Raw genomic sequence first — 26,595 nt, 5'->3', positions numbered from 1 at the left:
ATTTTATCGAATATTGTTTCGGTTCAGTGCTTTCTGATAACGGGATGCATTCGCTTTATGCTCTTCCCACGTTTCCGCAAAAACATGATACCCGGAAAAATCTTCCTTAGCACAAAAATACATATAATTATGCTCTTCAGCATTCAAAGTTTCATCAATACTTTTTAACTCCGGCAGGCAAATGGGGCCGGGGGGAAGCCCTTTGTTCAGATACGTATTATATGGAGATACAATCTTCAAGTCCTGTTGATACACCCTCCGCTTGATACCTATCTTGTTTAAGGCATACATTACCGTAGGGTCTGCCTGCAGCGGCCAGTTTCTGTTTAACCGGTTGATGTATACTCCGGCTATGGTCGGGTATTCATCATAATGGTTGGATTCCTTTTGAATGATGGATGCCAGTATGGTGATTTCTGTCGGCGTGAGGCTCAACGACTGCGCTTTGGATAATCTCGATGCATTCCAGAATTTAGTATACTCTTTGAGCATTCGGTCTATGAACTGGGTCGCAGAAGTGTTCCAGTGAAATTCATACGTATTTGCGAGAAAAATGGTCGGGAAATTCTCCTCGGTTAAACCCAGAGAGTCCAGAAAGCGTGCATTATTGAATTCACTCAGCAATTTTTTTTTTGATGTTTCAAGCTGACCGGCGATTTTTGTCGCTAATTGCTCTTTATTCCGGATATTATTAAAGGTGATTCGTACCGGTTCCTGACTGCCGGCTCTTAATTTACGGACCAAAAATAAATTACCGCTATTATCATCGATTCGGTATTTTCCTGGTTTGATGTGGGAATTGTAATCTAGTTTGCTGCAAACAAGCTTAAATGTTTCCGCATTCTTAAGAATATGCTGACTTTTTAAAGACTTCAGTACATCTTCATAGGTGGAGCCGGTTGGAATGTATAATATGTGGGATTTTGCTTCTTTTACATCGTTTATATTGTCCGCGAAAAGTGTCTTATAGAATAGAACGGTGCAGATGAGTCCGGAAAATAGAAGAAATAGAACAATACAAGTGATTTTTTTTTTCATTTAGAATTTGTGTAACTGTTTGAAAATGAATTTTGTACAAATTTATGAAAAAAAATGTGACGAAAAAATAAAAAAAAGTCAAACAATCTCTTGCACAATGTAAGAAATTGTTTAACTTTGAAGTAGGGTTTTTATGTTTCTAGACTTTAGGGTCTTTCGGGTTTTGTGCAATGCAAAACCCGATTTTTTTTGTCTATACTCTAAACAGTAGCTTCACAGCTATATAAATATCAATAAAATTTTGAGATTATTTTTTCTTAGAAAATAGTTAGTTTTTTATGTTATAAAATAGTTTAGTTCCCAGAGATAAGCGTTCTTACTTCTTATCTAGTACAAATATGCAATGAATACTGCCAAGTAAAAGTACTTAATTATTTTTATAGTGACTGTTTATAATGAATTTCAATATTTCTAAGTAATTGATATTCAACTAAAATAATCGAATTAACTATTCTAAAAAGTGACTAATTATTAAAATTTTTGATTCTGATTTTTTAAATAGAATGATAATAGAATGTGCAGCAAATCAAGGTAAGCATACAGCATCATAAGGCAATAAATGCCAATGATTATATCTACCTGACGTAAGCTTCAATTGGTAAACAGGTACAAACTAAATTTCTGTCACCGTAAGTATTGTCAATCTTTGCAACACTCGGCCAAAATTTAGACTGTTTCACATATTCAATTGGAAAAGCAGCTTTTTCTCTGGAATAGTTATGATTCCACATGTCTGAAATGACTTCGTTTGCAGTATGTGGTGCGTTTAAAATCGGATTATCCTGTTGTGTTGTGACACCATTTGTGATATCATCCAACTCATGTCTGATGGCAATCAGCGCATCACAGAATTTATCCAGTTCTTCCTTGCTTTCACTTTCAGTAGGTTCTATCATTAAAGTGCCGGGTACCGGAAATGCTACCGTTGGCGCATGATAGCCATAATCCATTAATCGTTTGGCAATCTCAACTGCATCAATGCCCGTATCTTTCTTAAATGGTCGGATATCCATGATAAATTCGTGTGCCACACGACCATTCTTTCCGCTGTATAATATCGGATAATATTTTTCCAGTTTTGCTTTCAGGTAATTGGCATTCAGAATGGCATATTTGGTCGCATTGGTGATGCCTTCACTGCCCAGCATTTTGTTGTAGGCATACGAAATCAGCAATATGGATGCGCTTCCAAAAGGAGCGGCGGAAATGCTTGGAATTGCCTGTTCCCCTCCGGTTTTAAATAAAGGGCTGCAAGGTAAAAAAGGCGCAAGATCAGCCGTGCAGCAGATAGGTCCCATGCCCGGACCGCCGCCGCCATGGGGAATGGCAAATGTTTTGTGCAGGTTTATATGGTTCACATCGGCGCCAATGGAAGCAGGGGAGGTCAACCCCACCTGTGCATTCATGTTCGCACCGTCCATATATACTTTTCCGCCGTATTGATGAATCGTTTCACAAATCTCTACAATGGTTTCTTCAAAAACACCGTGGGTGGAAGGATAGGTAACCATCAGGCAGGATAAATTATCCGCATGCTGAGCTGCTTTAAACTTTAAATCTTCCACATCGATATTGCCTTCCGGTGTTGTCTTTACCAGGACGATTTCCATACCGGCCATAGCTGCGCTTGCCGGATTGGTGCCGTGTGCCGATGTTGGAATCAACGCCACATTACGGTGTGTGTCGCCGCATGAGATATGATAGGCCCGGATAACCATCAGCCCGGCGTATTCGCCCTGCGCCCCGGAGTTGGGCTGCAGGGATGTGGCCGCAAATCCGGTTATATTGGCTAATTGCTCTTCCAGTTCCTGAATAATGTCCAAATAGCCTTCCACCTGATTCACGGGCTGAAACGGATGCATATGCGCAAATTCAGGCCAGCTTAAGGGTATCAGTTCTGTGGTGGCGTTTAATTTCATGGTGCAGCTACCCAATGGAATCATGGAGAAACCTAATGACAAATCTTTTGCTTCCAGCCGTTTGATATAACGCAGCATTTCCGTTTCAGAATGATAGGTGTTGAAAACGGGATGCGTAAGATAATCGGAAGTACGCTGTAAGTTTTCAGGAATCTGCAATGCAGGATGTTCCAGGCAGGAAGAGGTATAATTCGCTTCCAGTGCTGCGGCAAAAACGGCAGCAATCTTTTCTATATCCTGCTGCACAGCCGTTTCATCTAATGTAATCTGTATCGTTCCGTCCGTATCATACCAGAAATTGTAACCGGCATTTACAGACAGAGTCCTGATCCTATCTGACAGACCTTTGGAATCGAATTTCAGGGTATCGAAGAAGAAGGTATTTTGATTTTGAAAGCCCAGTTTCTTCAGTTCGTTCGCTAATGCTACCGTATGATGGTGAACTTTTAAAGCAATGTTTTTTATGCCCTCTTTTCCGTGGTAAACAGCATACATGCTGGCCATAATGGCCAGTAATGCCTGTGCCGTACAAATGTTGGACGTGGCTTTTTCTCTTTTTATATGCTGTTCGCGGGTTTGCAGCGCCATACGGAGTGCGCGGTTGCTGTGTTTATCTACCGAAACACCAATCAGCCTGCCCGGGATAAGGCGGACGAAATCCTCCTTGCAGGCAAAGAAGGCGGCATGCGGACCACCAAAGCCCATCGGAACGCCGAAACGCTGGGAGTTACCCACTGCGATATCTGCACCCAATTCTCCGGGAGAAGTCAGCAATGCCAGGCTTAAGATGTCACATGCCAGCACGGAATAAACCTCCTGAGCGGCACAGGCCGAAATGATGGATTGGTAATCTTCGATACTTCCAGCTCCGTTGGGATACTGTAACACGATGGCAAAATAGTCTTCGGTAGGCGTGAAGGTTTTATAGTCTCCCACGACTACGTCGATATTCAGCGGCAATGCCCGTCCTTTTACCACATCGATGCTTTGAGGAAAGGTATTTTTATCGATAAATATTTTGTGTGCCTGTGGCTTGTTTTTAGATTTGTTTCTGACTTCATAAAAAACGTGCATAGCTTCCGCCACCGCTGTCCCTTCATCGAGCAGAGATGCATTGGCGACGGGAAGTCCCGTTAAATCGGAAACCATAGTCTGGTAATTGAGCAATGCTTCCAGTCTGCCCTGGGAGATTTCAGCCTGATAAGGCGTGTATTGTGTGTACCATCCGGGATTCTCAAAAATATTTCGTTGAATTACGCCCGGTGTAATGCTTCCGTAATATCCTAATCCGATATAGTTTTTTAATACTTTGTTTTTGTCGGCCTTTTCCTTTAAAAGCTGCAGGTACTGGTATTCTGTTTGCGGTTTGCCTATAGATAAAGGATGTTTCAGGCGTATGTTAGCCGGAACGGTCTCTTCCATCAGTTGGTCTAAAGTTGAAACACCGATGGTTTTGAGCATGTCAGGAAGGTCTGTTTCTCTTGGACCGATGTGGCGGGCTTGAAATTCGTTCTGCATGTGCGGGGACTTAATTTTTTTACAATGCCCTAAATATACGATAGTTCAAAAGGATTTTAGTTTTAAGAAATTGTATGTGTGGAAAAATGTCCGGGAATGTTTAAACTTTTGAACGGACAGTATGTAAATGCCGGTACACTATCCGGGTTTTTTGTTAAAACAGGTTCTCCCAAAACAAGTGCAGCACTTCTACCAGAATCAGCAGGATGATGATCCACTCCAGTACGTTGCTTTTACGGTGATGCAGGATATCTTTAAACAGGTTTAAATTTTCTTTGGTAATCTGCAGTTCTTCATAAACACTCCTGTACCGGCTTTGAAGGTCAAAGGTCTTCTTGAGCTCCACATCTATCTTGTTCAGCGATTCATTTTCCCAGGTCTGCGGCGGCGAGTCGAAGATGTAGAGGTTTTCGGTGATTCTGTTCATCAGGTTGAGCGTTTTGCCGATGAATTTTTTCAGGTTTTTTCCCGACAGATGCAGGTTGCCCGTTTTTTCCAGATGCTGCGTATGCCTGTTTGTATTTTCCAATAATAGGGCAGTCTGATTGGAATAATAATCCAGTGCAACAGACTGTGAAACATTCAGCATGATAAGCCTCAGGGTTTCCAGTTCGGGATGTATTATTTCAATCTTATTATACCCGATCTTATTTTCTTTGGCGTTGATTTCAATGTCGAACTCTTCTCGGAGCTTTATCTCAAAGAAATTTTTACAGAATGGTGCTATCTTCTGGCTAAATGCTGCTGTTTCCTGTTCACCGTGATTGAGAAAGCAAACGACGCCATATTTAAAAATATACACGTATTTTTCATTGGAAATTTTATAAAACAATTCGGATGAATCTGCATAACCCAGTTCTGCGGAGAAGGCAGCTTTGAATGATTTGATGTCAATACTGTCTGATAACTGTAAGGATAATACTTTATACACTTTATATGGGATGAGTTGCTCTTCAAATGTAGGTCTTTTGCCCTGTATTTCATACAACACCGCTTCATTTTTTGATGGAATAGTTTTTGTTTTTCTGTTATCTTAGCCGGATGAATGTAACGATGCAGACTGTAAAAGTACCGCTATCCAGAAAGATTGCTTTTGCCATGGGGCAAACCGGATGGAGCCTGGCTGTTTTCGGATTTACGGAATTAATTTATTTCTTCTACCTCCCGCCGGATAACGGAAAGCCCTTGTTTAAGGCTTTTGTCCATCAGGGCGCGGTATTGAAGGTTTTCACCATTGTCGGCCTGTTGTCGGCTGTCGGCTATCTGATCAGTGCCTTTATGGAACCTATAGTCGGAAGCCTGAGTGACCGATCCACCTTTAAATTCGGGAAACGCAAGACTTTTCTGGCGTTGTCAGCCATCCCTTTTGCCATTATTGGTGCTCTGGTGTTTTTTCCGCCGGTAGATGGTTTGGATTCTCTCAATACCGTTTGGTTATCTGTCATGGTGATTATCGCATTTATCGTAAAATGTTTTTATACGACACCGTATAATGCGATGATCAATGAAATTGCCAAAGAAGAAAAGGAACGACTGCATATTGTGATGATGCTGTCCATTGCTTATGCATTGGGTATCGGAATCGGACAAACCATTAACATCATCATGAATGTGTTTCAAAATACGCTGCCGAATGAAACTATCTTCAAGTACAGCATTCTGGCATACTCCTTAACGGCATTGCTGTTGATGATGATGCCGGTTCTCTTTGTGGCAGACCATTCCGGCAGAAATCAGTCTGCAGCTTGCAATACTGCCACCGGCTCAGGTTTATTCAGTATGATGCGGGAAGTGTGGGCGGATAAGAATTTCAGGGTACTTGTTATCGTGGAATTGATCTACTGGTTTCCACAAAAGATATTTGTGGTGGCTGTTCCATATATCGTGGCGGCATTACTGAAACTGGACAATGTCTATACCTCCGTGATACTTTATTCAGTGGGTATCTGTTCACTGGCGATGTATCCGCTTATCGACAGACTGGTGGATCGGTTTGGAAAGAAAAAAGTGATGCAATCCGCACTCATCTGTCTTATTATCAGTTTCAGCTTCACCGCTACGATTGGTTTATATCCGTTACCCACTTCCTTCTTTATGGTGATGTATATCTTAATCAATATGTACCCGACGGCGGTACTGGGTATTTTGCCGATGGCGCTGGCAGGAGATAACGCGGAAAGAAATGCCGTAGAAACAGGTGTTTACAGAAATGCATCATATTATGGGCTGAAAACATTCATGATGAAAATAGGAGTAGCTATCACCAGTCTTATTTTTCCTTCCTTATTGCTGCTGGGTAAATCTCCCGACAATCCGTTTGGAATCCGCATGGTGGCGGTGACCTGTGTCATTTCAGCCGTTGCGGCTTATGCCGTAATGCGCAGGTACAAGGATGTCTGACAATTTCAAATGCGTTATGCTTTTTTACTCATCCTTAGAATCTCATCAAATTCCTGTTTGGTCACATCAGTCACCGATAAACGCGATTGTTTGATTATTTTCATTTCTGCCAGTTTCGGATTGGCCTTTATGGAGGCTAATGATACCGGATGTTTTAACTTTTCGACGGGTGAAACATCTACACAAACCCACTGTTCTTCCATGGTGGTGGGGTCCTGATACGCTTCTTTTACAATCTGCATGATACCGACGGCGGCCTTATCGATATTGCTGTGGTAAAATAAAGCCTTGTCGCCTTTTTTCATGGCGCGCATATTGTTACGTGCCGTGTAGTTGCGCACACCATCCCAGTGCTCTTTCCCTTTTTTCACCAAATCATCGTAGGAGAATACATCCGGTTCAGATTTCATTAACCAATACTTCATACATGGAATCTTTATGCTGATAAAGATACGAATGAACATGGATTTTACAGAATATCTCACTGATTAATGGTCACCGGAAATACGATCCTGTACTTTTTGTTTAAAGGAGTCGCGTATGCCCTGGATATCCCATTTTTGGCTGACCAGCACCTCATTCAAAGCTATTAACTTGAAATAATAGATATCATCGGTGTAGACGGAAGAATCAAATTCAAAGCTCATCTTATGTTCACCAGGAGCCACTTTTTTCTGGTTAAACAATTCGCGAACCAGGATGCCGTTTTTATCAAACATGGCAATCTGTACGTCCTGTGGTTTGCTGAAATTATATTCAAAATTGCCTCCCACTTTTTCTCTAGGAGGACTGTAGTAATTATACCGGTAATCAGCTGATTTTACCTGGTACGTTTTGCCGGTTAAGGATGCCGTGAATTTTTTCAGATTCATTTCTTCAATTGAGTCGGAAGAGTAGATGGAGTTAATATCATTATTGTTCATCAGGCTCCATACCGCATACTGTGCGGCTGAACTCTGGTATTGATTTTCGCCTATAAATGTTGCCAGTTTCCTAAGTGTTTCATTGCCGGCTGGTTTAAACGTATATCGGAGATTGCCATTGCCGCTCCTGTCACTTTGTTCCGTGCACATACCTTTAATTTTTATTGATTTTGTCTCTTTTGATTTTAATGCCACGGTTTCCTGTCGGGTTACCACGATATTCTGATAGCTGGAATCGGAGGGAATGAACATATCTCCGTTGTCTATCACGAAAGAAACTGATTCAACGCTTAGGTTGGTAAAATGTGCCACCACCGGCTCCAGATAATGGGTGCTGGCCGTATTGCCATGAATGCTGCATGAAATTTTCTTGGATTTTATCAGTTCCTGCATCGGTATTGGATTTGCACATACCGGCAGGTTGCCGGATAACAGAAAAACGGAAATCAAAGCAAAAGGAATCTTCATTTGGTACATTTTGCATGAAAACGATAAAAAAATGGTTTGTTGTATTTAATCTTTAAAAGAATTTCCTAAATTTAAGAAACTTTAACACCTGTAAAATATTCAAACACCCTACGGAATAAACATCCAAATTAATGGTTGGATATTTTGAGTGTACCGGATTCGAACATAAAAAATGAAATACATGAAAAAAGTTTTACTCATTTCGTCTTTGCTTTTTTTGTTTTTTGGAATCGCATCTTCTCAGAATGCCTGCCTGAAAAAAACGGAGCCGCACATTCGGTTGGTTGGTGACAGTTGGGCGCATTTTCCGGCGTTATACCAGGCTTATGATTCAGCGTTGGCAAAGTATGGGTTTCCCGATTATTATTCCAGAAGTTCCGGAAGTGTGCTGATCAGTATGACCGCGGAAAGCTGGTGGCAGTTTCCGCTTACCAAGCTGGCTATGCAGACTGCGCTGGAGGATGATATAGGTAAGCCCATAGATATAGTGATGGTTTCACTTGGTGGAAATGATGTCGCCTTTAAAATACGAAAAGGAGATTCATTAAATGTTCTGGATGTCAGTTTGAATAAGGCGAAATTATTTATGGACAGTATTTTTGATTTTATCCATACCACTCTTCCGAATGCTCAGGTTATCTGGCAATCCTATGATTACCCTAATTTCAATGACCCTTGTATCGATTATCCCTGGGATCCTTATTGTGATTTGTGGAAAGATAAGGGGTATCCCTCTCCATATGAAATTAACCGATTTATGAATTACCTGACTGATTATATGGACTCGTCGATACAATCATACAACAATCCTAAATTTCATTTCTTTAATAGCTTAGGGTTGATGCAATGGCAATATGGTCAAACTACAGCATTAAGGTATCCGCCATACGGTACGTATCCTCCCAGGTCAGTTCCATTTCCTCGGGGAAACATCGATTATCCATCCCCCCACACAGCCATGGGGCTTAATGGTATTGATACCTACCACCTCGGACCGCACAGTTATACTGTTTTGGCGGAATTTTATATGCGTAAATACATCAACAATTACCTGAGGAGGAACAGAGATACCTCTTTTTACTCTGCCGGCAGCAATGAGGATGGATGGGTGACTTCCACCGGACAAACCGGTACCGGAGAGATTCAGATAGCCAATAACGGCATTTCTAAAACTAAAGGTATCGTTTCATTCAATACATCCTCCATTCCGGATGATAAGGTGATTAAAAAAGCGAGTTTGTTCTTAAGAACAAAGTCTGTCAGCAAGACCTATTCCGGCGCGGTTGTTTTCCCTCAGGATTTTACACTGGATATCAAACAGGGCACTTTTGGGACATCCGAACCGGAAGCCGGGGATTTCTCAGAAACCGCTTCTCTGTCCAATGTGGCCTGTGCGGCGGGTAGTTTGCGCGGAAATGAATATGCACTCCGTTTTGACCTGGATCCGCAGGCATTGAAGTTCATAAACAAGACAGGCATCACCCAATTCCGTTTGGAGGTATTGAACAATAATGTCATTAAATTCTTCAACGGTGATACCCTGGAACTGGAAGGACCTTATCTGGATATTCATTACGATACTACCGCCGTTATATCCGGTGTTATTAACAAAACTAATACAGATAAATCACTTCAGGTGTTTCCAAATCCCGCCAAAGACGAAATTAGACTGAAATGGAACAAAGAGCCGGAATCTAAGAATGCAAGATTCAGTATCTACAATACACAGGGAAAACTGGTGTGGGCTGAAAGCTATGACAGGTTGCCCGGAGAGGAATTGCAGATAAATATCAGCCATTTGCCGGATGGTGGTTATATTATCAGTAAGGAAAATGAGAAGGATACTAAAGTAGGAACATTTCTGAAGCTGAAGGAATGAGTTAATAAAAAGTGAATAATGATTTGATTTTCATTGCCTTTTCTGTTTTCTTATTGGTTTTATTGATGTATGTCAGTCTGTTCTTAAGTTTATCCACATTCACCTGAAATACACTTTTCAGATGCACCATTATTCTGAATATTAGTTGTATTTTTGCTGAGTTGTTCAAAATTTAAAACACTCTTTTTTATGAATAAAATAAGTACACTCTTTGCAGCGTTGTTGTGTGTGACGGTACAATTGGCTTTAGCACAAATTTCCATCACAAATTCTACCGCTTACACACAAAACTTTGATGGTTTGCCTGCAACCGGAACTTCAACGACTAATCCGATTCCTGCAAATTGGTGGAGATATGCTCCCAATTCACCATCTATAACAGCAGGTACCGGTTCATCAACTACAGGCGGGTTTTATTCAGCCGGTGCTGCAAGTAGTAGCGATAGAGCTTTTGGTTCTTTATTAACTACAAATGCAAACACTAACAAACTTTACTTTGGAGCTAAATTTGTAAATAACACAGGCTCTACCATTGTTTCAGCAACTGTTTCCTATAGATGCGAGCAATGGAGACGCGGTAATACAAATACAGGGTATAAAGATACTTTGTTGTTCGAATATGCTACAGGTACAGACTCTGTATATCAGGGAAGTTGGACGCTTGCGCCTGCTTTAACGGGTAGTTCTACAAACACAGGGACTACAGCACAAGCATTAGATGGCAATACTGTTTTTTCCAATGTGTCTGGTACCGTTACAGGAATGGCTATTCCGAATGGAGCTACTTTTTGGATTCGTTTCAATGATTTTGATGCTACTCCAGGTTCAGATGATCTATTGGCAGTAGATGATTTTAGTATCTCATTTACTACTGGTACCGTTTCTGCTTGTACTGAACCAGCTACATCTGTCACGAATGTGGTATTAACTGCAACAGGCACTTCTTCCGTTTCCGGTTCCTTCACGGGGAATGGTGCGGACGGCTATCTGGTCTTGTTAGACAGTAATGCTACCGTTCCGACCATCACAGATGCTACAAGTTACAGTGTTGGTCAATTAATAGGAACTGCGACCGTATTAAGCAGTGGCAGCGGCACAACTTTTTCAAAAAGCGGATTGGTTCCCAATACTACCTACAAAGCGTATGTTTATCCATACAATAATGTCAGTTGTACAGGCGGACCAAATTATAAAATCGCTTCTCCAGGTAATGATACGGCCAAGACATTGATTGATGCATGTCCGGAACCTACTTCAAAACCAACAAATTTGCAGTTCACGTTAGTTGATAATTCCAACATTAATGGAAAATTTACTAAATCTGTTCCGGCACCGAGTGGATATGTTGTCGTATACAGCACCAGTTCCAATATTGGATACCCTTTAGATTCCATTCCTTACGTTATCGGTGATTCTGTTAAATATTCCAGTTTTAAATCAAAAGTGGCGTATGTTGGAACAGATTCCAATTTTACCATTTCAGGGTTGACCGCAGGTACTAGATATTATTTCGCTGTGGTACCATACAATACATGTTCTTTCGGGCCGAATTATTTACGAACTACCCCACTTAAGGATGACACAATTACATCCGGAGGTGTACCGGCATGTGCAGAACCGGATACCATTACAGGCATTACCGTTACCGGAACCACCAACAATTCCATTACAGCTACCTTTACACCGCATTCAGGCGGTGCAGACGGATACCTGGTGGTATATAGAAAGAACAGTTCATTTTTAGTAGGTGTTAATGATGGAACAACCTATACCGTTGGTCAATTGCTGACACAGGTATCCGGTGCATTTACAGATTCCAGCTATGTGGGTTATATCGGTACGAATACAACATTTACTTTAACCGGTTTAGATATTGGAACGACCTATTATTTTGCTGTTTTTCCGTTTAAAAATACAGGTTGTTCGGGAGGTCCTAACTATAAGGTTAAATTCACGACAAATGTTAATAAGACCAATGCGACCACTACCGGTGGTGTTTGTGTTGAACCAAATGCAGTACCACAGAATTTAGTATTCAGTAATGTGACTGGAACAACGATTGCCGGTCACTTCAAACAACAAGTCATTGCAGATGGATATGTAGTGGTGATTGCAAAAGGATTTATTGCCAATTTGAGAGATAGTGTGAATTATGTGCCAGGAGACTCTGTAGGCAATTCACCTAAGACGTATGTTGCCAAAGTGGCTACCACCAATGTGGATACCAATTTCACCATTTCAGGATTGACACCAAATACCAGCTACGGAGTAGCGGTGTATTCTTATAAAATTTGTAATGGGTTTAAACTATATAAGAGCCTGATAGTTCCAACGGTGAACCAGCGTGATACAACAACAGCCACAGGAACCGGCGTGAGAAATGCGGCTGCGACAACATTCTCGGTTTTTCCGAATCCGGTTCAGTCCGGGGAACTTTCCATCCTGTTTAAACAACCGTTGTCTGAGCCGGCCATGATGGAGGTGATTGATGTCAGCGGACGACGAGTGGTGGCAGGGCAGTTGCCTGTCAGTGTGAAAATACAGACAATTGACGTATCTGCTTTCTCCAAAGGGATTTACCTGGTTAACATCCGCTATAAGAATGAAAACAGCACCATCTCATTTTTGGTTGAATAAATTAACAGACTACTAAATTGCCTCGTTTCTGTATTTTGCAGTATTGCAATTCAGGGACGAGGTTTTTTATCTTAACGACACACGATGAAGCATAAACTAATTTATATTCTTTTGGCTGTTCTATTACCGGTGTTTTCGGTATTTGCCGGCCCGGGTACCTATTACAATTCATTAGACAGCACCAGATCCTGCGCCAATTTCAAGACGCAGCTGTATCATCTGATTTCGAACAATATTACACTAGTTCCTTATTCATTAGTAGATAATAATTATAACCGTACAGATTACAAGCCGGCTGAAACGGGCGGTGGGTATGTTATTGTGGACCGTTATTCTTCAGATATACCCGGAGGTACGGATTTCTGTAATTTCAGATACCCGACCGATTTTTGCTTAGGTGCATCTACTTCAGCCCAATGCCAGTGTTATGATAAGGAACATACCTTTCCTACTTCCTGGTTCGGAGGCAGTAATGACAATGCCGTGAAGGATGCTTATAGTGATATGCATTTTATCTGGCCTGCGGACGGGTTTACCAATTTCAAGAAAGGAAACGTCCCTATTGGATATGTGAACGGTGCGTTCTACACCTCAAACAATAACAGTAAGGTGGGTACTTCACAATCAGCATCTAATTTTGGATATTCCACATCAAATGTTTTTGAACCCCGTGATGACTTCAAAGGGGATTTCGCCAGAGCGTATTTGTATTTCATTACCAGATATGAGGATTCATTACCTTCTATGTTGGGAAGAAGTACTTCGGATTATGTATTGGATGGCAATAAATATCCCGGGCTGGATTCCTGGATAGTACAGCTTTGTGTACAATGGCACAAACAAGATCCTCCGGGTGCATTTGAGATTCAACGCAACGATTCGGTGTTTGCCATTCAGGGTAACCGTAACCCGTATGTTGATTTCCCGTACTGGGTGGAAAAGATATTCGGCCCGAATGGTATTTCATCTTCCTGTGTAAATACGGCGATTGTGAGTCACCGGGCCGTTGATTTCTCCGTTTTTCCAAATCCGGCTGAGAGAGAATTGAATATCCGCCTGAATGGATCGCTTTCTGATAGAGTCATGCTGGAGATTCTGGATATGGTCGGAAGAAAAATCCGTATGGAACAACTTCCTTCTAATGCTCAAATGTTCAGCATTGATATCAGCGGATTGCCTAACGGAGTTTATTTTATCAATTTGCTGTACAAAGGAGAAAATAATATCACACCGCTGTTCAAGCAATAATAATGATTTACTGCCGTCATTCACACGAAGTGCATGTTTGCTGAAAGAAGCAACCCTTTTTTATAATTGTGAACTGATTGCGTAACGTTTCTTTTAGGGTAACTATTTTTATTTCACTTCTTTGAGAAGTGTCAGGTAAGTAGGGAAGTGGTCGCTGTAACCGGCATTGTAAATATTAAAATCCCAGGTACGTTTAGGATAGCCTTTGTATTTGCCTGTTTTTTGAATCATGAAATCCTTGCTGAAGATACTGGCTTTTTGAAAAAAGTAACCGGACTGTTTCTGGTCTAACCACCCGGAAGATAACACGATCTGGTCGAATATGCCCCAGGAGTCATTAAACGCCAGTGTGCCGATTCCTTTTTTAAAATAATCCACCCAGGGATTGAATAAACCACCCGGCTGACATTTATCCTTCTTGTCTACACATTTCAAGACACTTACCATGGAAGGATCGGTTGGATTGTCATTTAAGTCGCCCATATCCAATACTTTTGTATTTGGATTGACAGACATCAGGGAATCGATGATGCCTTTGCCGATACTGGCGGCATATTCGCGCAGGGGAGCGGTTGCTTCCGCACTTCCGCGCCGGGATGGCCAGTGATTGACAAATACAAAAACAGTATCACTGCCGTTCAGCATACCTTTTATGAAAAGAATATCGCGTGTTGGTCTCCAGTCTTTCACCACCAGGCTCAGGTTTACACGAATTGAACGGCTTTCCAATACTTTAAAATATTTAGGATTATACATGAATCCACAATCCACACCCCTCAGGTCCGGGCCGTCATAATGGACCACCTGGTAATTCCGGGATTTTAATTTCGGATGATTGGCAAGGGTTTCCAGCACTGTTCTGTTTTCTATTTCCGCACAACCGAAAAAGGCAAGGCCGTCCGGCGAAACATCTGTGCCGATTTGGGACAGTACTTCCGCTAAATGATCCACTTTATCCCAAAAAATACCGCCTGTGTAATGATAGCTGCCATCCGGTGTGAAGTCTTCATCATCCACATACGGCTGATTGATAGTGTCATAGAAGTTTTCCAGATTATAGAAGCCGGCCAGCACCACCTTGTACTGTTTGTTTTGAGCAAAAAGAAAAGTACCTGTAAATAGGGAGATGGTAAGTACAAAAATAGTTTTCATAGGCTAAAAATACGTATTAATTGTGATTGTTCATTGTGGAAAATATGAAATGTAAGGACATATACTATTGAAGAATTATCTTTAACTTTGTCGGCTGCTTTTAACACAAGCATCTCAAATTTAATACCAACTTTTATGATTAAAAAGTCTTTGTCTGTTTTACTGTGTATTTTGCTTCCTTTTATGGTGCCGGCAAATTCGAAAATAATTCAGGATTCCCTGGCCAATAACGGAATGCAAGCCGATACCTCAGATGCTGCTGCAGAGGATGATATTCCTGTCATTACCTTAGAAGATATTGAAGCGAACGATGAAGGTGGTTCAGATCAGAGTATATCACCTGTTTTAAGTGCCGGAAGAGACCCTTTCCTGTCCGCCGCCAATTTTAATTTCAGCATCGCCCGTTTCCGCATCAGAGGATATGATAACGACTATTTTGATACCTATATGAATGGTATCCCGACGGAGTATATCGACAACGGATTTGGTGCATTTAACTTGTGGGCCGGCCTGAATGATGTCACCCGGAACCGGGAGAATTCTTACGGACTAAAACCGACCACTTTCTCCATCGGTTCCATTGGCGGAGTTTATTCCATCGATTCCCGTGCTGCGAAACAACGGAAACAACTGAGTGTGACTATTGGAACATCAAACAGGACCTATGATCTTCGGGGCGGCATCACCTATGGTACTGGTATCACTAAAAAGGATGGAGTGTTGCAGTGTCGTTGTTTGGAAGATGGGGGAAAGACGGCTATATCAAAGGTACGGCCATGCAGAGTGTTTCTTATTTCGCATCCGTACAGAAAATGTTTAAGACGCAGTCCCTGGCACTGACCATTTTTGGTGCACCCACCAAACAGGGAAAAGCCGGAGCGACCACAAAAGAGGCTTATGAATTGGCAGGTTCCAATTATTACAATCCCAACTGGGGTTATCAGAATGGTAAAGTCAGAAACTCCAGGGTTGAATACAGACATCAGCCTACATTCATTCTGACACATGAATGGAAGCCAAAAGAAAACATGAATTTGCTGTCTGCCGCAGGATTTTCTTTCGGTGAAAGAAGCCTTTCCGGTATTGACAGAAGCGATGCTCCGGATCCAAGACCGGATTATTATAAATACCTGCCAAGTTATCTGATTCATGAAGGACTGCCAGAACAGGCATCAGACCTGACTGAATTAATTCTGACAAATCCATCATTATTACAGGTAAACTGGGCGCAGTTGTATGATAGAAACAGAAATCCGGAGAATCTCACAACCATTCAGGATGCAGAGGGCATTTCAGGGAATAATGTTACCGGATTAAGAGGGCAATATGTGTTAAAGGAAGATGTGCAGAATCATTTACGCTTTAATTTTAATTCTGTTTATAACGTGAGTGTTAAGAATATAGATTTGACGGCAGGGGTGATGTACCAGTTTCAGCAAACAAAAAATTTCAAACGTGCCAAAGATCTGTTAGGAGCTGATTTCTTTTATGATGTGGACGCCTTTACAGAAGGTGACTCTCTGGCGAATCCGAGTGCTGCTTATTCAGATTTAAACCAGCCTAGACATATCGTCCGTAGTGGCGATAAATTTGGATACAATTATGCATCGGTAGTGCATAAAACAAGTGTTTGGGGACAAGCCAACCAACACACTAAACATGTCGACTGGTTTGTGGCTGCAGAGTTTTCCAATACGACCCAATGGAGGGAAGGATTTTATCGAAACGGATTGAATCCGACAACTTCGGAAGGGAAATCAAAAGTATATTCCTATAACAATTTTTTAGTGAAAGGCGGATTGACATATAAGATCAGCGGCCGTCACTACGTCTATGCCAATGGTTCCTACCAGACCCGTGCCCCTTTTTGGGATAATTTGTTCATTTCCCCACGAACCAGAAATATAGCAAATGGTGCTGCAAGTGAGAAAATTGGTTCAGTGGAAGGTGGGTATATTTATAATTCTCCTATCCTTAAGTTGCGCGCAACCGGCTATTTTACCGATTTCAAAGATGGCTCTAACGTACTGACTTATTTTGACGATGATTATTTTGGCTTGGCCAGTTACACGCTTACCCATATCGATAAAAGGCATTTTGGCGGTGAATTGGGTGTCGAGGCCCAAATATATAAAGGGCTGAGCGCTTCATTGGTGGCATCGGTAGGCAAGTATTATTATACCAGCCGCCAGATAGGTACCCTGACCATCGACAACCAGCCGGAACTGATTCAGACAGACCTTATTTACAGTAAGAATTTTTATGTGGCCAATGTTCCTCAGCAGGCTTACTCTTTGGGCTTGAATTATCGTTCCAAGAAATTCTGGTATGTGAGTGCCAATGTGAATTTCTTCGATCGGTTCTATTCTGATTTTGCGCCGACACACCGCACCGAACGTGCTACGGATGCGGTGCCCTATCAGTCGGAACAATGGTATGCCATTGTGAATCAGGAACGCTATAATAGGAAAGGACAGTGGACATTGGATTTGTCCGGCGGTTATTCCTGGAGGCTGAAGTCCACCTTCAAAAACATGAAGGGGAAGGATGCAGGCAAACATTATCTGGTACTGAATACCGGAATCAGCAATGTCACGAACAACAGAAACTTCATCGTCAGCGGGAGAGAACAGCTGCGTTTTGATTTTGCTGAAAAAGATCCTTCAAAGTTTCCTGCAAAATACACCTATGCCTACGGAATCAATTTTTATCTGAACCTGACGTATAGGTTTTAATTGTTGAGTAATAAATTTTAAAATTATAATTTGATATAAAATGACAACATCCATCCAGAAATTATTTATAGCAATTGCCCTGCTGGTTGCTATCTCCTCCGCCACCTCTTGTAAAAAGGATACGTTTGACGAGCCACCCGGAAATACGGCAGATCCCAACCTAGATACGATCAGTATCAGCCGCCTGAAGGCATATTATACAGGTGGTTCGCCGGTTTCTATTCCGGATGATGTAAATATTGCCGGAATCGTAATTGCTGATGATAGAACCGGAAGCTTCTATAAGTCTATCGTGATTGATGACGGTAATGCTGCCATCGCAGTTTCCATTGATGTGTCTTCCGGGTTGTATACGGATTATCCGATAGGCAGAAAAATTTATGTAAAATGTCAGGGCCTTGCATTGGGTACTTATGGCGGCACCCCTCAGTTAGGCGGCTATGTGGATGGTACCAGTGTCGGTAGAATTGCGCAGGCCTTGTTGCCAAAGGTAATTGTAAAAGGCCCGACAGGAAATGATATCGCACCTTTGGTTCAGCATATTACGATTGGTCAGCTGAATGATTCCTACCTTTCCCGTTTGGTGCAGTTTGAAAATGTGGAATTTAAAGGTACGAGTATCGATACGCCTTATGCAGAAGTGAATAAAGCTGTTCCGGATGATGGAGACAGAATTCTGGGGGATTGTGACGGCGGAACCGTTACTGTCAGAACCAGCCCTTTTTGCACATTTGCCTTTGCCAGAACACCGGAAGGAAATGGTTCCATTTTAGGCGTTTATACGAAGTATAACTCCACCAAACAGCTTTCCATACGTGATACGTCCGATGTGAATCTGAGAGGTACGAATTGTATTGACATTCCTCCTCCGGTGGTCGATACGATATTGTATGAAAATTTTAACGGGGTATCTACCTCCGGGAATTTATCTATTCCCAGCTGGACTAATTTCTCAACAGCGGGTACAAAATACTGGTACGGATACGGTTCATCGGATAAAAATGCACGTGTCTCCGCATACACTTCAACCGTCTCACAGCAACAGCCATCCAATATTTGCTGGTTAATTACGCCGCCTGTAAACCTGGACGCCACTACCGATGAAAAAATAGTATGGAGAAGATATGTGGGATTTGTAACGGGAACAATAAAGATGGAAGTATTATATTCCACCAATTATTCCGGCAGCGGCGACCCATCGTCATCTACATGGAATTTATTGGTGGATGATGCACCGGCAGCAACAACCAGTTTTTCAAATGCCACACCGGTTTCTTTGAACGCCATTACCGGAACTGCCGTATATTTCGCTTTCAGATATACCGGCGGTTATTCACCTGCAACAAATACGACACAGTACAATTTGGATAATGTTTTAATTTCTCATTAATAAAATGGTCAAGTATGACTTTTCAGCCTCCCTATGGGAGGCTTTTTTGTTAAATGATACTTATTAAAAAATGTGAATAACATAAACTTTTCAGCATAGAATAAAAATTTAACTTCATATATCCAAAACTATGATATTTTGTCAATAGGATAGTATGCATAAAATATCAGTGCCACTTCATATGCGAAAAAGGTTGCTTGCCACATTATTATTGCTGGTAATTAATGCTAATATCTATAGTCAGAATTGTTCCATTAATGCCGGTTTAGGCAATACCATTTGCCAGAACGATAGTATGACACTCAATGGAACCCGTTCCGGTTTATTTGCGTCTGGTGCAGTTGTGAACTGGTCACAGGTTTCCGGTCCGTCCGTTATTATTCATTCACCAAATACTTTGATTACTGCTGTCAGCGGATATGGCTCGGGGGATTATGTATTCCGATTGAGCATAAAATGCAGGGATGGGTATATTGCAGAGGATTTTGTTACCATAACGGTGCTTCCACTGACAACTCCCAATGCAGGACAGGACACTGTTTTTTGTCCCAATGCGACTTCAACGCTCTATGCCAATCTCCCGCTGCATGCCGGAGAGATCGGAAAATGGACATTTGTAGGATCCAATGCTGCTGGTATTTCGATTGCTGAAATCCATAATCCCAGATCGCCCATTTCGATTAATCCGAATAATGCCGGAACGTCCATTTTGCGCTGGACAATAACCACCGTCAACGGATGTACATCCAGCGATGATGTGTCAATAACAAATTTTGGCGGTGTCGCTCCAGTTTTCGCCGGCGATGACCAGATTTTAGGGAATTGTTTTTCTGCGTCATCCTGCGCAAATTTATTGGCATCCAATGGCGGACGCGGACTGGGCGGACAAAACGGTACCTGGACTTTTGTGTCAGGGCCATCGGTGCCGGCCATAACGCAGCCAAACAGCCCCGGTACCAGGGTATGTGATTTGGTGGAAGGAACCTATGTATTTAGATATACAGTGACTGGGCCATGTGTCAGCGGCTATGATGAAGTGCATATTGTGGTGCCTCCGCCCGGTCAGGCTTCCACTGTTGCCAATTCAAATTCATTTAGTACTGAAACAAAGTATTGCGGTTTAGTGAATTCAATCACTCTCAGGGGAAATGCACCCCTTTACGCAGGAGAGACAGTAAGATGGACACAGACCGCCGGTTCTCCACTGACAATTGCGACACCTGATAATCCATCTACACTGGTTACAGGAATTACAGAATATGGAACCTATTGCTTTAATTATAAGATTCAAAATACCAGCTCAGGCTGTTCAAGTAATAATTTAGTCTGCTATTCATTCTTTGAGCAAGGTTCTGTCAATGGAGGTCCCGACCAGATTCTCCCATGTGATGTAACATCGACTATCATTCCGGCAACCACGACCGGTGCCGGTACGCTGAACTACAGGATAATCAGCGGTCCTTCGGGCGCATTTAGCAGTTATCCGACCGGTTATGGATTATTTAATGATATAAACGGGTTAAAATTACCGGGAACCTATCGGGTGGAAGTAAATTACTCCTTTGGTATGGGATGTCCGGCAGTAAGTGATTTCGTTGATGTGACCGTTTCCCGGACTCCAACCGGAACGAATGCAGGCACAGATTTATATTTTGCCTGTTCTTCCCCAACAGCTCAGCTTGCCGGGAATAATCCTGTACTTACCGGATTAGGGAACGGGAGATGGAGCCAGGTAGCAGGGCCGGTTTCATCCACCATTGTTTCTCCGGTAAATTATATTACTGACATCAGGGGGCTGATACCCGGTGAGTACACTTTCAGATGGACCGTCAGGGGTGGGAATAACTGCCCGTCCAATTCTGACGATGTAAAGGTCTTTATTCCGGATACGCTCATTACAAATGCAAATGCAGGGGCCGATAATACTGTCTGTTATAACTCTCCCATAATACTTCATGGAAACGGGTTGCATGCCGATGAAACTGCATTATGGGTGTCGCAACCTGCCGGCGTTATTTTTTCTCCGGGCAATACTGTTCCCTCACCGACCCTATCCGGATTACAGCCTGCCACTACGTATTCATTCACCTATACAATCAATAACTCCTGTGGCGCTGTGTCTAAGGATACCGTTAAGATTACCACCAGTGCATCTTCCGGTCCTTCAGTGGCAAATGCAGGAGCTGATCAATGCCTGCCTGAAGGAACCTCAACCATTCAGCTGAATGCCGTTCGGCCCGTCTCCGGTTCCGGTGTATGGTATCAGATTGAAGGTGCACCTGTTTTGATAGCTGACAGATCAACCCATATCACTTCAGTATCCGGTGCAGCGAATGGTACGTATAAGTTTTTATGGACAGTGTCCGTGCTGGGTTGCAGCAATAGTACGACCGATACTGTTGTCATTACCATTTCAGCGAATACAACTGCAGCTAACGCGGGGACAGATGCAACCATCTGTTCAGATGAATATACCCTGCTTGGAAATAATCCTGCATATGGTACAGGTGTCTGGACGCAGATTTCGGGAGATGGGGATGCGCTCCTTTCCAACCCCGACAACCCTGTCTGCGGGGTTACAAACTTAACCACCGGAATTTATACATTCCGATGGACCATCCGGAATGGCGTATGTCCATATACCTCAGATGAAGTTACGTTAACAGCTTCTTCTCCGCCATCCATGGCCAATGCCGGTTCAGACCAGGTTTTATGCGGGGTTAACGCAAACACCGCACAGTTAAATGCCCAACCGCCCCTTATTGGAACAGGGCAATGGGTACAGGTCACGGGTCCAAACATCGCCAGAATAACCAGTAATACGTTTACACAAACTACCGTGACCGGTTTAACCAATGGTTCGTATACATTCAGGTGGATTGTTGCAGGCGGACCGAGTTGTTCGCCGTCTACGGATGATGTAGTCATTAATATTTCTATTCCGGCAAATGCAGGACCCGACCAAAATTTATGCAATTTACCTTCAGCTACCTTACGGGCAAATACCGGTAGTGCAGGGGTGTGGTCGCAGATTTCTGGACCACTTGCTGTCATCAGTCAGTCTCCTGCTAATAACCCCATTGCCAGCATCTCCGGATTACTCCCGGGTTCCGTTTATATTTTCAGGTATACAATACCAGCCTCTTATGGCTGCCCTGAAACAGTTGATGAAGTAATTATCTATAACAGAACATCCACACAAATACCGAATGCCGGACCGGATAGTGCTTACTGCAATGTAACATCTTTCAGATTAAATGGCAGTACCCCTGCAAACGGCGAAACAGGAACCTGGTCCGTTTTATCCGGACCTTCCGGTGCACAATTCTATCCTAATGTGAATACACCGGATGCCGTATTGACAAATACTGTTCCTGGAACGTATACCCTGAAATGGACATTATCCAATGGTACCTGTTCCAGCAGTGATCTAAAAAGAATTGACAATTATGCTTTACCTACCATGGCTGCCGCAGGGGCTGATCAAATGGTCTGTTTTGGGAATGCCATTTTGCAGGGTAATGTACCATTAAACGGAATAGGAAGATGGTCTCAGGTGTCTGGTCCTGCAAGTGTTTCTATTTCGTCTGTCAACAATCCTGTTTCAGAAGTCAGAGGATTGGATATGTTCGGCACTTATATCATGGTTTGGACAATAAGCAATGGTTCTGCCTGTTCACCAAGCAGGGATACGGTAAAATTAACGGTCTCGGCTTTAGCGCCTTCTGTTTCAAATGCGGGAGCTGATCAGCATTTATGTCAGCAGGATGCCACCATTCTCTCAGCTAACCTACCTGCCGTCGGTACCGGAACCTGGACACAGATAGCAGGTCCCGATGCTGACATCACTTCAGAGCATGCCCCCATTTCTACTGTCGGGTCTTTGGTGCCGGGGACCTATAAATTTGTTTGGACTGTAGTTAATACAGATGCATCCTGTTTTTCAAAGGATACCGTTACCATCAACAATAATTCGACTCCCAATGCGGCAAATGCAGGAAACGACGAAAAATTCTGTGTTTTTGGAAATGTCAGTCTATCTGCGAACAGTCCAGTTACAGGTACAACGGGAAGTTGGTCATTTGTTTCCGGTCCGAATACACCCTTCATTATTTCTCCCGCACAACCCAACTCACCCGTAGCAGGAGTTGTACCAGGTATTTACAGCTTTCGCTGGACTATATCAAGTCCGAATTGTCCCCCATCTTCTGACGAGGTGTTGATTACGGTTATAAGTGCGGCGGATTTAGCGATTGCAGGTTCCAACCAACAAATCTGCTCCTCTACATCCACACTTTATGCCAATGCACCAACCCATTCCAATCAGGGGATTTGGGAGCAGGCAGACGGGCCAGGCGATGTGACTTTTTCTTCAATAAGTTCTCCTGTTTGTCAGTTGTCTGATTTGATTCCGGGGGAATATAAACTGGTATGGAAAATATACAACGAAGAATGTTTTACTACGGATACATTGACAGTTACCGTAGAGCCACCGGGTATCGTAAATGCCGGACCGGATAATTCCTTATGCAACAAGATTCCGGAATATACGTTAAGTGCATCTTTTCTGGGAGGTTCTGCCGTGACAGCCGTCTGGTCGATTGTTTCCGGTAGTGGTTCATTAAGCAATATATTGCCTACAAATTTTCCCAACCTGGTTTCATTTCTTCCCGATTCAGGGTATACAGGTGCAGTCATTTTAAGGCTGACTTCTAACGATGCCTGTCTGGATTCTGTTTCAGATGAGATGGTATTAAACATGATGCCTTCGGTTGTTTCGCCGCTGGTTGCCGTAAACGATGTCGTACATATGAGTTCACTCAGCGGCATTACAATACCTGTACTGGAAAATGATAAAAACAGTAATACAGATATCCTACTGCTTTGTAAGGAGGATGCAATAACCTTTCCGCCTTCAAATGGAACGGTGTCCGTCCTGGATGATGGCAGTTTGGTTTATACACCCGGCGGATATTTTAAAGCAGATAGTTTTCAATACCAGATTTGTTCTGCTTATTTTGCGGACAGCCTTTTCATTAATGGTTGTCCGAATGAAGGAAAAGGAAGTGCATGGGTTTTCATCCTTATGGATGAATGTGTTATCCCAAATACATTTACACCGAACGGAGATGGCATAAATGATGTATTCAGCATCCCATGCGTTCGGAATAAAACAGAATTTTCAGTTTATAACATTTGGGGAGTGGAACTCTACAGCAGTGAGAATTATCTGAACGACTGGGATGGTAACTATAACGGAGCGCCATTGCCGGAGGGGACGTATTATTATTCTTTCAGGTATAGAAATCTGGACAATGATGAATATAATAAAGCAGGATTCATTTCGCTCCGGCGGTAGATGAGGAACTGGTTTTAGTTTTCCAACCGTATTATAAATAGTTTTCCATTTTTTTAACTTTTTGTTTGGTTAGATGAAATTATTTATATAACATTGTATTGAACTAAGTTGTATGATACTTGAGTGCAGGTGTATTCCTGCGTTTTGTTATTTGTAATATTTAAACTGTTAAATATACGTCATACATGATTTTGCCTGCTTTAGTTCATATCAGAAACTGTACAAGGTTTTTTATACAATATTGTTTATCAGTACCCCTGTGTAAAGTAGGTTTTATTCAAAATTACAGATTTCTCTTTAAGCTTTTTTTTCTCTTTTCTTTTCTTCAGATCAGTCATGCACAGACAAATAGTTTGAAGAAAAACAATAATAACTGGTATTTTGGAAATAAGGCTGGATTGAATTTTAATACGAATCCACCAACAGTATTATACGATGGGGCATTAAATACAAGAGAGGGTTGTTCAGCTGTTTCAGATAAAAATTCAGGTCATTTGTTATTTTATACAGATGGGGCCACTGTGTGGGACTCTACTCATCATTCCATGCCGAATGGAACAGGTTTGTTGGGCAGATATGATAGTGAACAAGGAGCGATTGTTCCTTTTCCAGGTCATGTCAATCAATATTACATTTTTACTACCACCTATTTTTATGGTTTATACTATTCTGTTGTTGATATGGCTTTAAATTCCGGGAAAGGGGATGTTATGGTTGGTAAAAAAAATATAAACCTGTTAGCGGGTAATGTTGCCAGTGATAAAGTTACTTATACCCGACATGCAAACAAGCGTGACTATTGGGTGGTAGCTAAGGAAAGCTATTCAAATGTATTTTACATTTATTTGCTGGATATAAACGGACTGCATACGTTTGATACAATTTCTATAGGATCGCCTGATTTTGCATTTCCACAATTGGGCGGAGTTTTAAAATTTAACAGAAACAGTAATTTGCTGATAAATTGCCAGGCTCATCACGATGATCCGCTTAATAAAAGCAGGCTTCAATGTTTTGGGTTTAATGCAACTACAGGCCAAATTACAAATGTTCATTTTACAGTTGACAGTATCACATATCCTTATGGGGCAGAGTTTTCAATAGATAATAAGAAGCTTTATGTTTCGAGTCCTTTTTCAAAAAAGATTACACAATATGATTTAGAAGCGGTTAATGTGAAAAACAGTGCAATAGATATTTTTACTTCGAACACCATCGTTCCCGGCCAATTGCAAATGGGTCCGGATAATAAGATATATGTTCCATATAATAACGGAAATTACGCAGGGTCATACAGATATATAGGGGTAATCAATAATCCAAATAGTACCGGCAATCAGTGTGGTTTTATTAAGGATGCTATAGATTTGTTTCCCAACAGTTCCTTTTTAGGCTTGCCCCAGGCTGTTTACGAATATCAGCCAGCTGTTATAAACGGGTGTGCAAACGTCGATACCTTTAATTGTAAAAGCCTCACTTTTGAATTAGATAGTTCCAGGTTTTGTGTTCCCATATTGTTGTCTGCTGACTCAGCTTCTTTTGCAAACAATGGATTTCATTTTTGTGTGACGTATGATACGACATTCGTTAAACCTACAGGCGTTTACAGCTATCCAACAGATGATACAAACTATATAGTCAGTATTGACAGCCAAATCAATGGAAAATTATGTGTAAACATAAGTTATGTTCAGCAGGTCGTTATGACAGGTGATCATAAGATCGATATTGGCTGCCTGCAGTTTGTATTGAATCAAGATCCGTTTACATTTGACGCTGTTAATCAAAAGGTATTTGATTATTTAAGTTTCGGGATTGTTGGTGGTTGCAATACTGATACGCAGAAGATACACGCATGGTTTACGGAGAATAATTCGTTCTGGGCGACGGAGGATGGACATTACTGGAAACTTGAAGAATAAAATTATA

15 protein-coding genes are annotated in these 26,595 nt (G+C 42.0%); 9 read left to right on the top strand and 6 right to left on the bottom strand.

All coding sequences use genetic code 11. The features are described from left to right. Positions 1-3 precede the first annotated feature (3 nt). The 3 genes from mltG to IPM95_06850 form a co-directional block, all read right to left on the bottom strand. A complete protein-coding gene (gene mltG / locus IPM95_06860) occupies positions 4-1,038 on the bottom strand; it encodes an endolytic transglycosylase MltG (GenBank protein ID MBK9329024.1) in 1,035 nt (344 codons plus the stop codon). A 575-nt stretch (positions 1,039-1,613) separates the two neighbouring features. Beyond that, positions 1,614-4,475: an aminomethyl-transferring glycine dehydrogenase gene (gene gcvP / locus IPM95_06855; protein ID MBK9329023.1), complete on the bottom strand. Its 2,862-nt coding sequence runs from the start codon at positions 4,473-4,475 to the stop codon at positions 1,614-1,616. 154 nt (positions 4,476-4,629) lie between these two features. Then, positions 4,630-5,406 (bottom strand): RMD1 family protein, encoded by a 777-nt coding sequence (locus tag IPM95_06850; protein ID MBK9329022.1) that lies wholly within the window; start codon positions 5,404-5,406, stop codon positions 4,630-4,632. A gap of 110 nt (positions 5,407-5,516) precedes the next feature. On the opposite strand from IPM95_06850, the gene IPM95_06845 reads away from it, so the two are divergent. Then, complete coding sequence (locus tag IPM95_06845; protein ID MBK9329021.1) at positions 5,517-6,875, top strand: MFS transporter; 1,359 nt, start codon at positions 5,517-5,519, stop codon at positions 6,873-6,875. Between the two features lie 14 nt (positions 6,876-6,889). Here IPM95_06845 and IPM95_06840 read toward each other — a convergent pair whose 3' ends face one another. After that, on the bottom strand, positions 6,890-7,300 hold the full coding sequence (locus IPM95_06840) for an EVE domain-containing protein (protein MBK9329020.1): 411 nt from the start codon (positions 7,298-7,300) through the stop codon (positions 6,890-6,892). Between the two features lie 63 nt (positions 7,301-7,363). Continuing rightward, on the bottom strand, positions 7,364-8,266 hold the full coding sequence (locus tag IPM95_06835; GenBank protein MBK9329019.1) for a hypothetical protein: 903 nt from the start codon (positions 8,264-8,266) through the stop codon (positions 7,364-7,366). 181 nt (positions 8,267-8,447) lie between these two features. On the opposite strand from IPM95_06835, the gene IPM95_06830 reads away from it, so the two are divergent. The 3 genes from IPM95_06830 (at position 8,448) to IPM95_06820 (ending at position 14,030) form a co-directional block, all read left to right on the top strand. After that, a complete protein-coding gene (locus IPM95_06830; protein ID MBK9329018.1) occupies positions 8,448-10,145 on the top strand; it encodes a T9SS type A sorting domain-containing protein in 1,698 nt (565 codons plus the stop codon). A gap of 189 nt (positions 10,146-10,334) precedes the next feature. Beyond that, a complete protein-coding gene (locus tag IPM95_06825) occupies positions 10,335-12,782 on the top strand; it encodes a T9SS type A sorting domain-containing protein (protein MBK9329017.1) in 2,448 nt (815 codons plus the stop codon). Between the two features lie 84 nt (positions 12,783-12,866). Further along, complete coding sequence (locus tag IPM95_06820) at positions 12,867-14,030, top strand: endonuclease (protein MBK9329016.1); 1,164 nt, start codon at positions 12,867-12,869, stop codon at positions 14,028-14,030. 108 nt (positions 14,031-14,138) lie between these two features. Here IPM95_06820 and IPM95_06815 read toward each other — a convergent pair whose 3' ends face one another. Continuing rightward, positions 14,139-15,182 (bottom strand): endonuclease, encoded by a 1,044-nt coding sequence (locus IPM95_06815; protein MBK9329015.1) that lies wholly within the window; start codon positions 15,180-15,182, stop codon positions 14,139-14,141. A 135-nt stretch (positions 15,183-15,317) separates the two neighbouring features. Here IPM95_06815 and IPM95_06810 point away from each other — a divergent pair, with 135 nt between their 5' ends. The 5 genes from IPM95_06810 to IPM95_06790 all read left to right on the top strand — a co-directional run bounded on the left by IPM95_06810 (position 15,318) and on the right by IPM95_06790 (position 26,588). After that, positions 15,318-16,022: a hypothetical protein gene (locus IPM95_06810; protein ID MBK9329014.1), complete on the top strand. Its 705-nt coding sequence runs from the start codon at positions 15,318-15,320 to the stop codon at positions 16,020-16,022. Beyond that, positions 15,959-17,917, top strand: a complete 1,959-nt coding sequence (locus IPM95_06805) for a TonB-dependent receptor (protein MBK9329013.1) — start codon at positions 15,959-15,961, stop codon at positions 17,915-17,917. Before IPM95_06810 ends, IPM95_06805 begins: the two co-directional genes overlap by 64 nt. Positions 17,918-17,957: 40 nt before the next feature. After that, on the top strand, positions 17,958-19,307 hold the full coding sequence (locus tag IPM95_06800) for a choice-of-anchor J domain-containing protein (protein MBK9329012.1): 1,350 nt from the start codon (positions 17,958-17,960) through the stop codon (positions 19,305-19,307). A 154-nt stretch (positions 19,308-19,461) separates the two neighbouring features. Further along, positions 19,462-24,666, top strand: a complete 5,205-nt coding sequence (locus IPM95_06795) for a gliding motility-associated C-terminal domain-containing protein (GenBank protein ID MBK9329011.1) — start codon at positions 19,462-19,464, stop codon at positions 24,664-24,666. A gap of 353 nt (positions 24,667-25,019) precedes the next feature. Further along, positions 25,020-26,588 carry a hypothetical protein gene (locus IPM95_06790; GenBank protein MBK9329010.1) on the top strand — a complete coding sequence of 523 codons (1,569 nt, stop codon included), beginning with the start codon at positions 25,020-25,022 and terminating at the stop codon, positions 26,586-26,588. The last annotated feature ends 7 nt before the right edge of the window (positions 26,589-26,595 follow it).

The sequence above is a fragment of the Sphingobacteriales bacterium genome (assembly GCA_016719635.1).
Classification (GTDB): Bacteria; Bacteroidota; Bacteroidia; order Chitinophagales; family JADIYW01; genus JADJSS01.
The sequence above is the reverse complement of the archived record's forward strand: the minus strand, read 5'-3'. Positions and strand labels throughout refer to the sequence as shown.

Coding starts and splice junctions, on each gene's coding strand:
- mltG (MBK9329024.1), bottom strand. CDS start 1,038: ATGAAAAAAAAAATCACTTGTATTGTTCTATTTCTTCTATTTTCCGGA.
- gcvP (MBK9329023.1), bottom strand. CDS start 4,475: ATGCAGAACGAATTTCAAGCCCGCCACATCGGTCCAAGAGAAACAGAC.
- IPM95_06845 (MBK9329021.1), top strand. CDS start 5,517: ATGAATGTAACGATGCAGACTGTAAAAGTACCGCTATCCAGAAAGATT.
- IPM95_06840 (MBK9329020.1), bottom strand. CDS start 7,300: ATGAAGTATTGGTTAATGAAATCTGAACCGGATGTATTCTCCTACGAT.
- IPM95_06835 (MBK9329019.1), bottom strand. CDS start 8,266: ATGAAGATTCCTTTTGCTTTGATTTCCGTTTTTCTGTTATCCGGCAAC.
- IPM95_06830 (MBK9329018.1), top strand. CDS start 8,448: ATGAAAAAAGTTTTACTCATTTCGTCTTTGCTTTTTTTGTTTTTTGGA.
- IPM95_06825 (MBK9329017.1), top strand. CDS start 10,335: ATGAATAAAATAAGTACACTCTTTGCAGCGTTGTTGTGTGTGACGGTA.
- IPM95_06820 (MBK9329016.1), top strand. CDS start 12,867: ATGAAGCATAAACTAATTTATATTCTTTTGGCTGTTCTATTACCGGTG.
- IPM95_06815 (MBK9329015.1), bottom strand. CDS start 15,182: ATGAAAACTATTTTTGTACTTACCATCTCCCTATTTACAGGTACTTTT.
- IPM95_06810 (MBK9329014.1), top strand. CDS start 15,318: ATGATTAAAAAGTCTTTGTCTGTTTTACTGTGTATTTTGCTTCCTTTT.
- IPM95_06805 (MBK9329013.1), top strand. CDS start 15,959: ATGCAGAGTGTTTCTTATTTCGCATCCGTACAGAAAATGTTTAAGACG.
- IPM95_06800 (MBK9329012.1), top strand. CDS start 17,958: ATGACAACATCCATCCAGAAATTATTTATAGCAATTGCCCTGCTGGTT.
- IPM95_06795 (MBK9329011.1), top strand. CDS start 19,462: ATGCATAAAATATCAGTGCCACTTCATATGCGAAAAAGGTTGCTTGCC.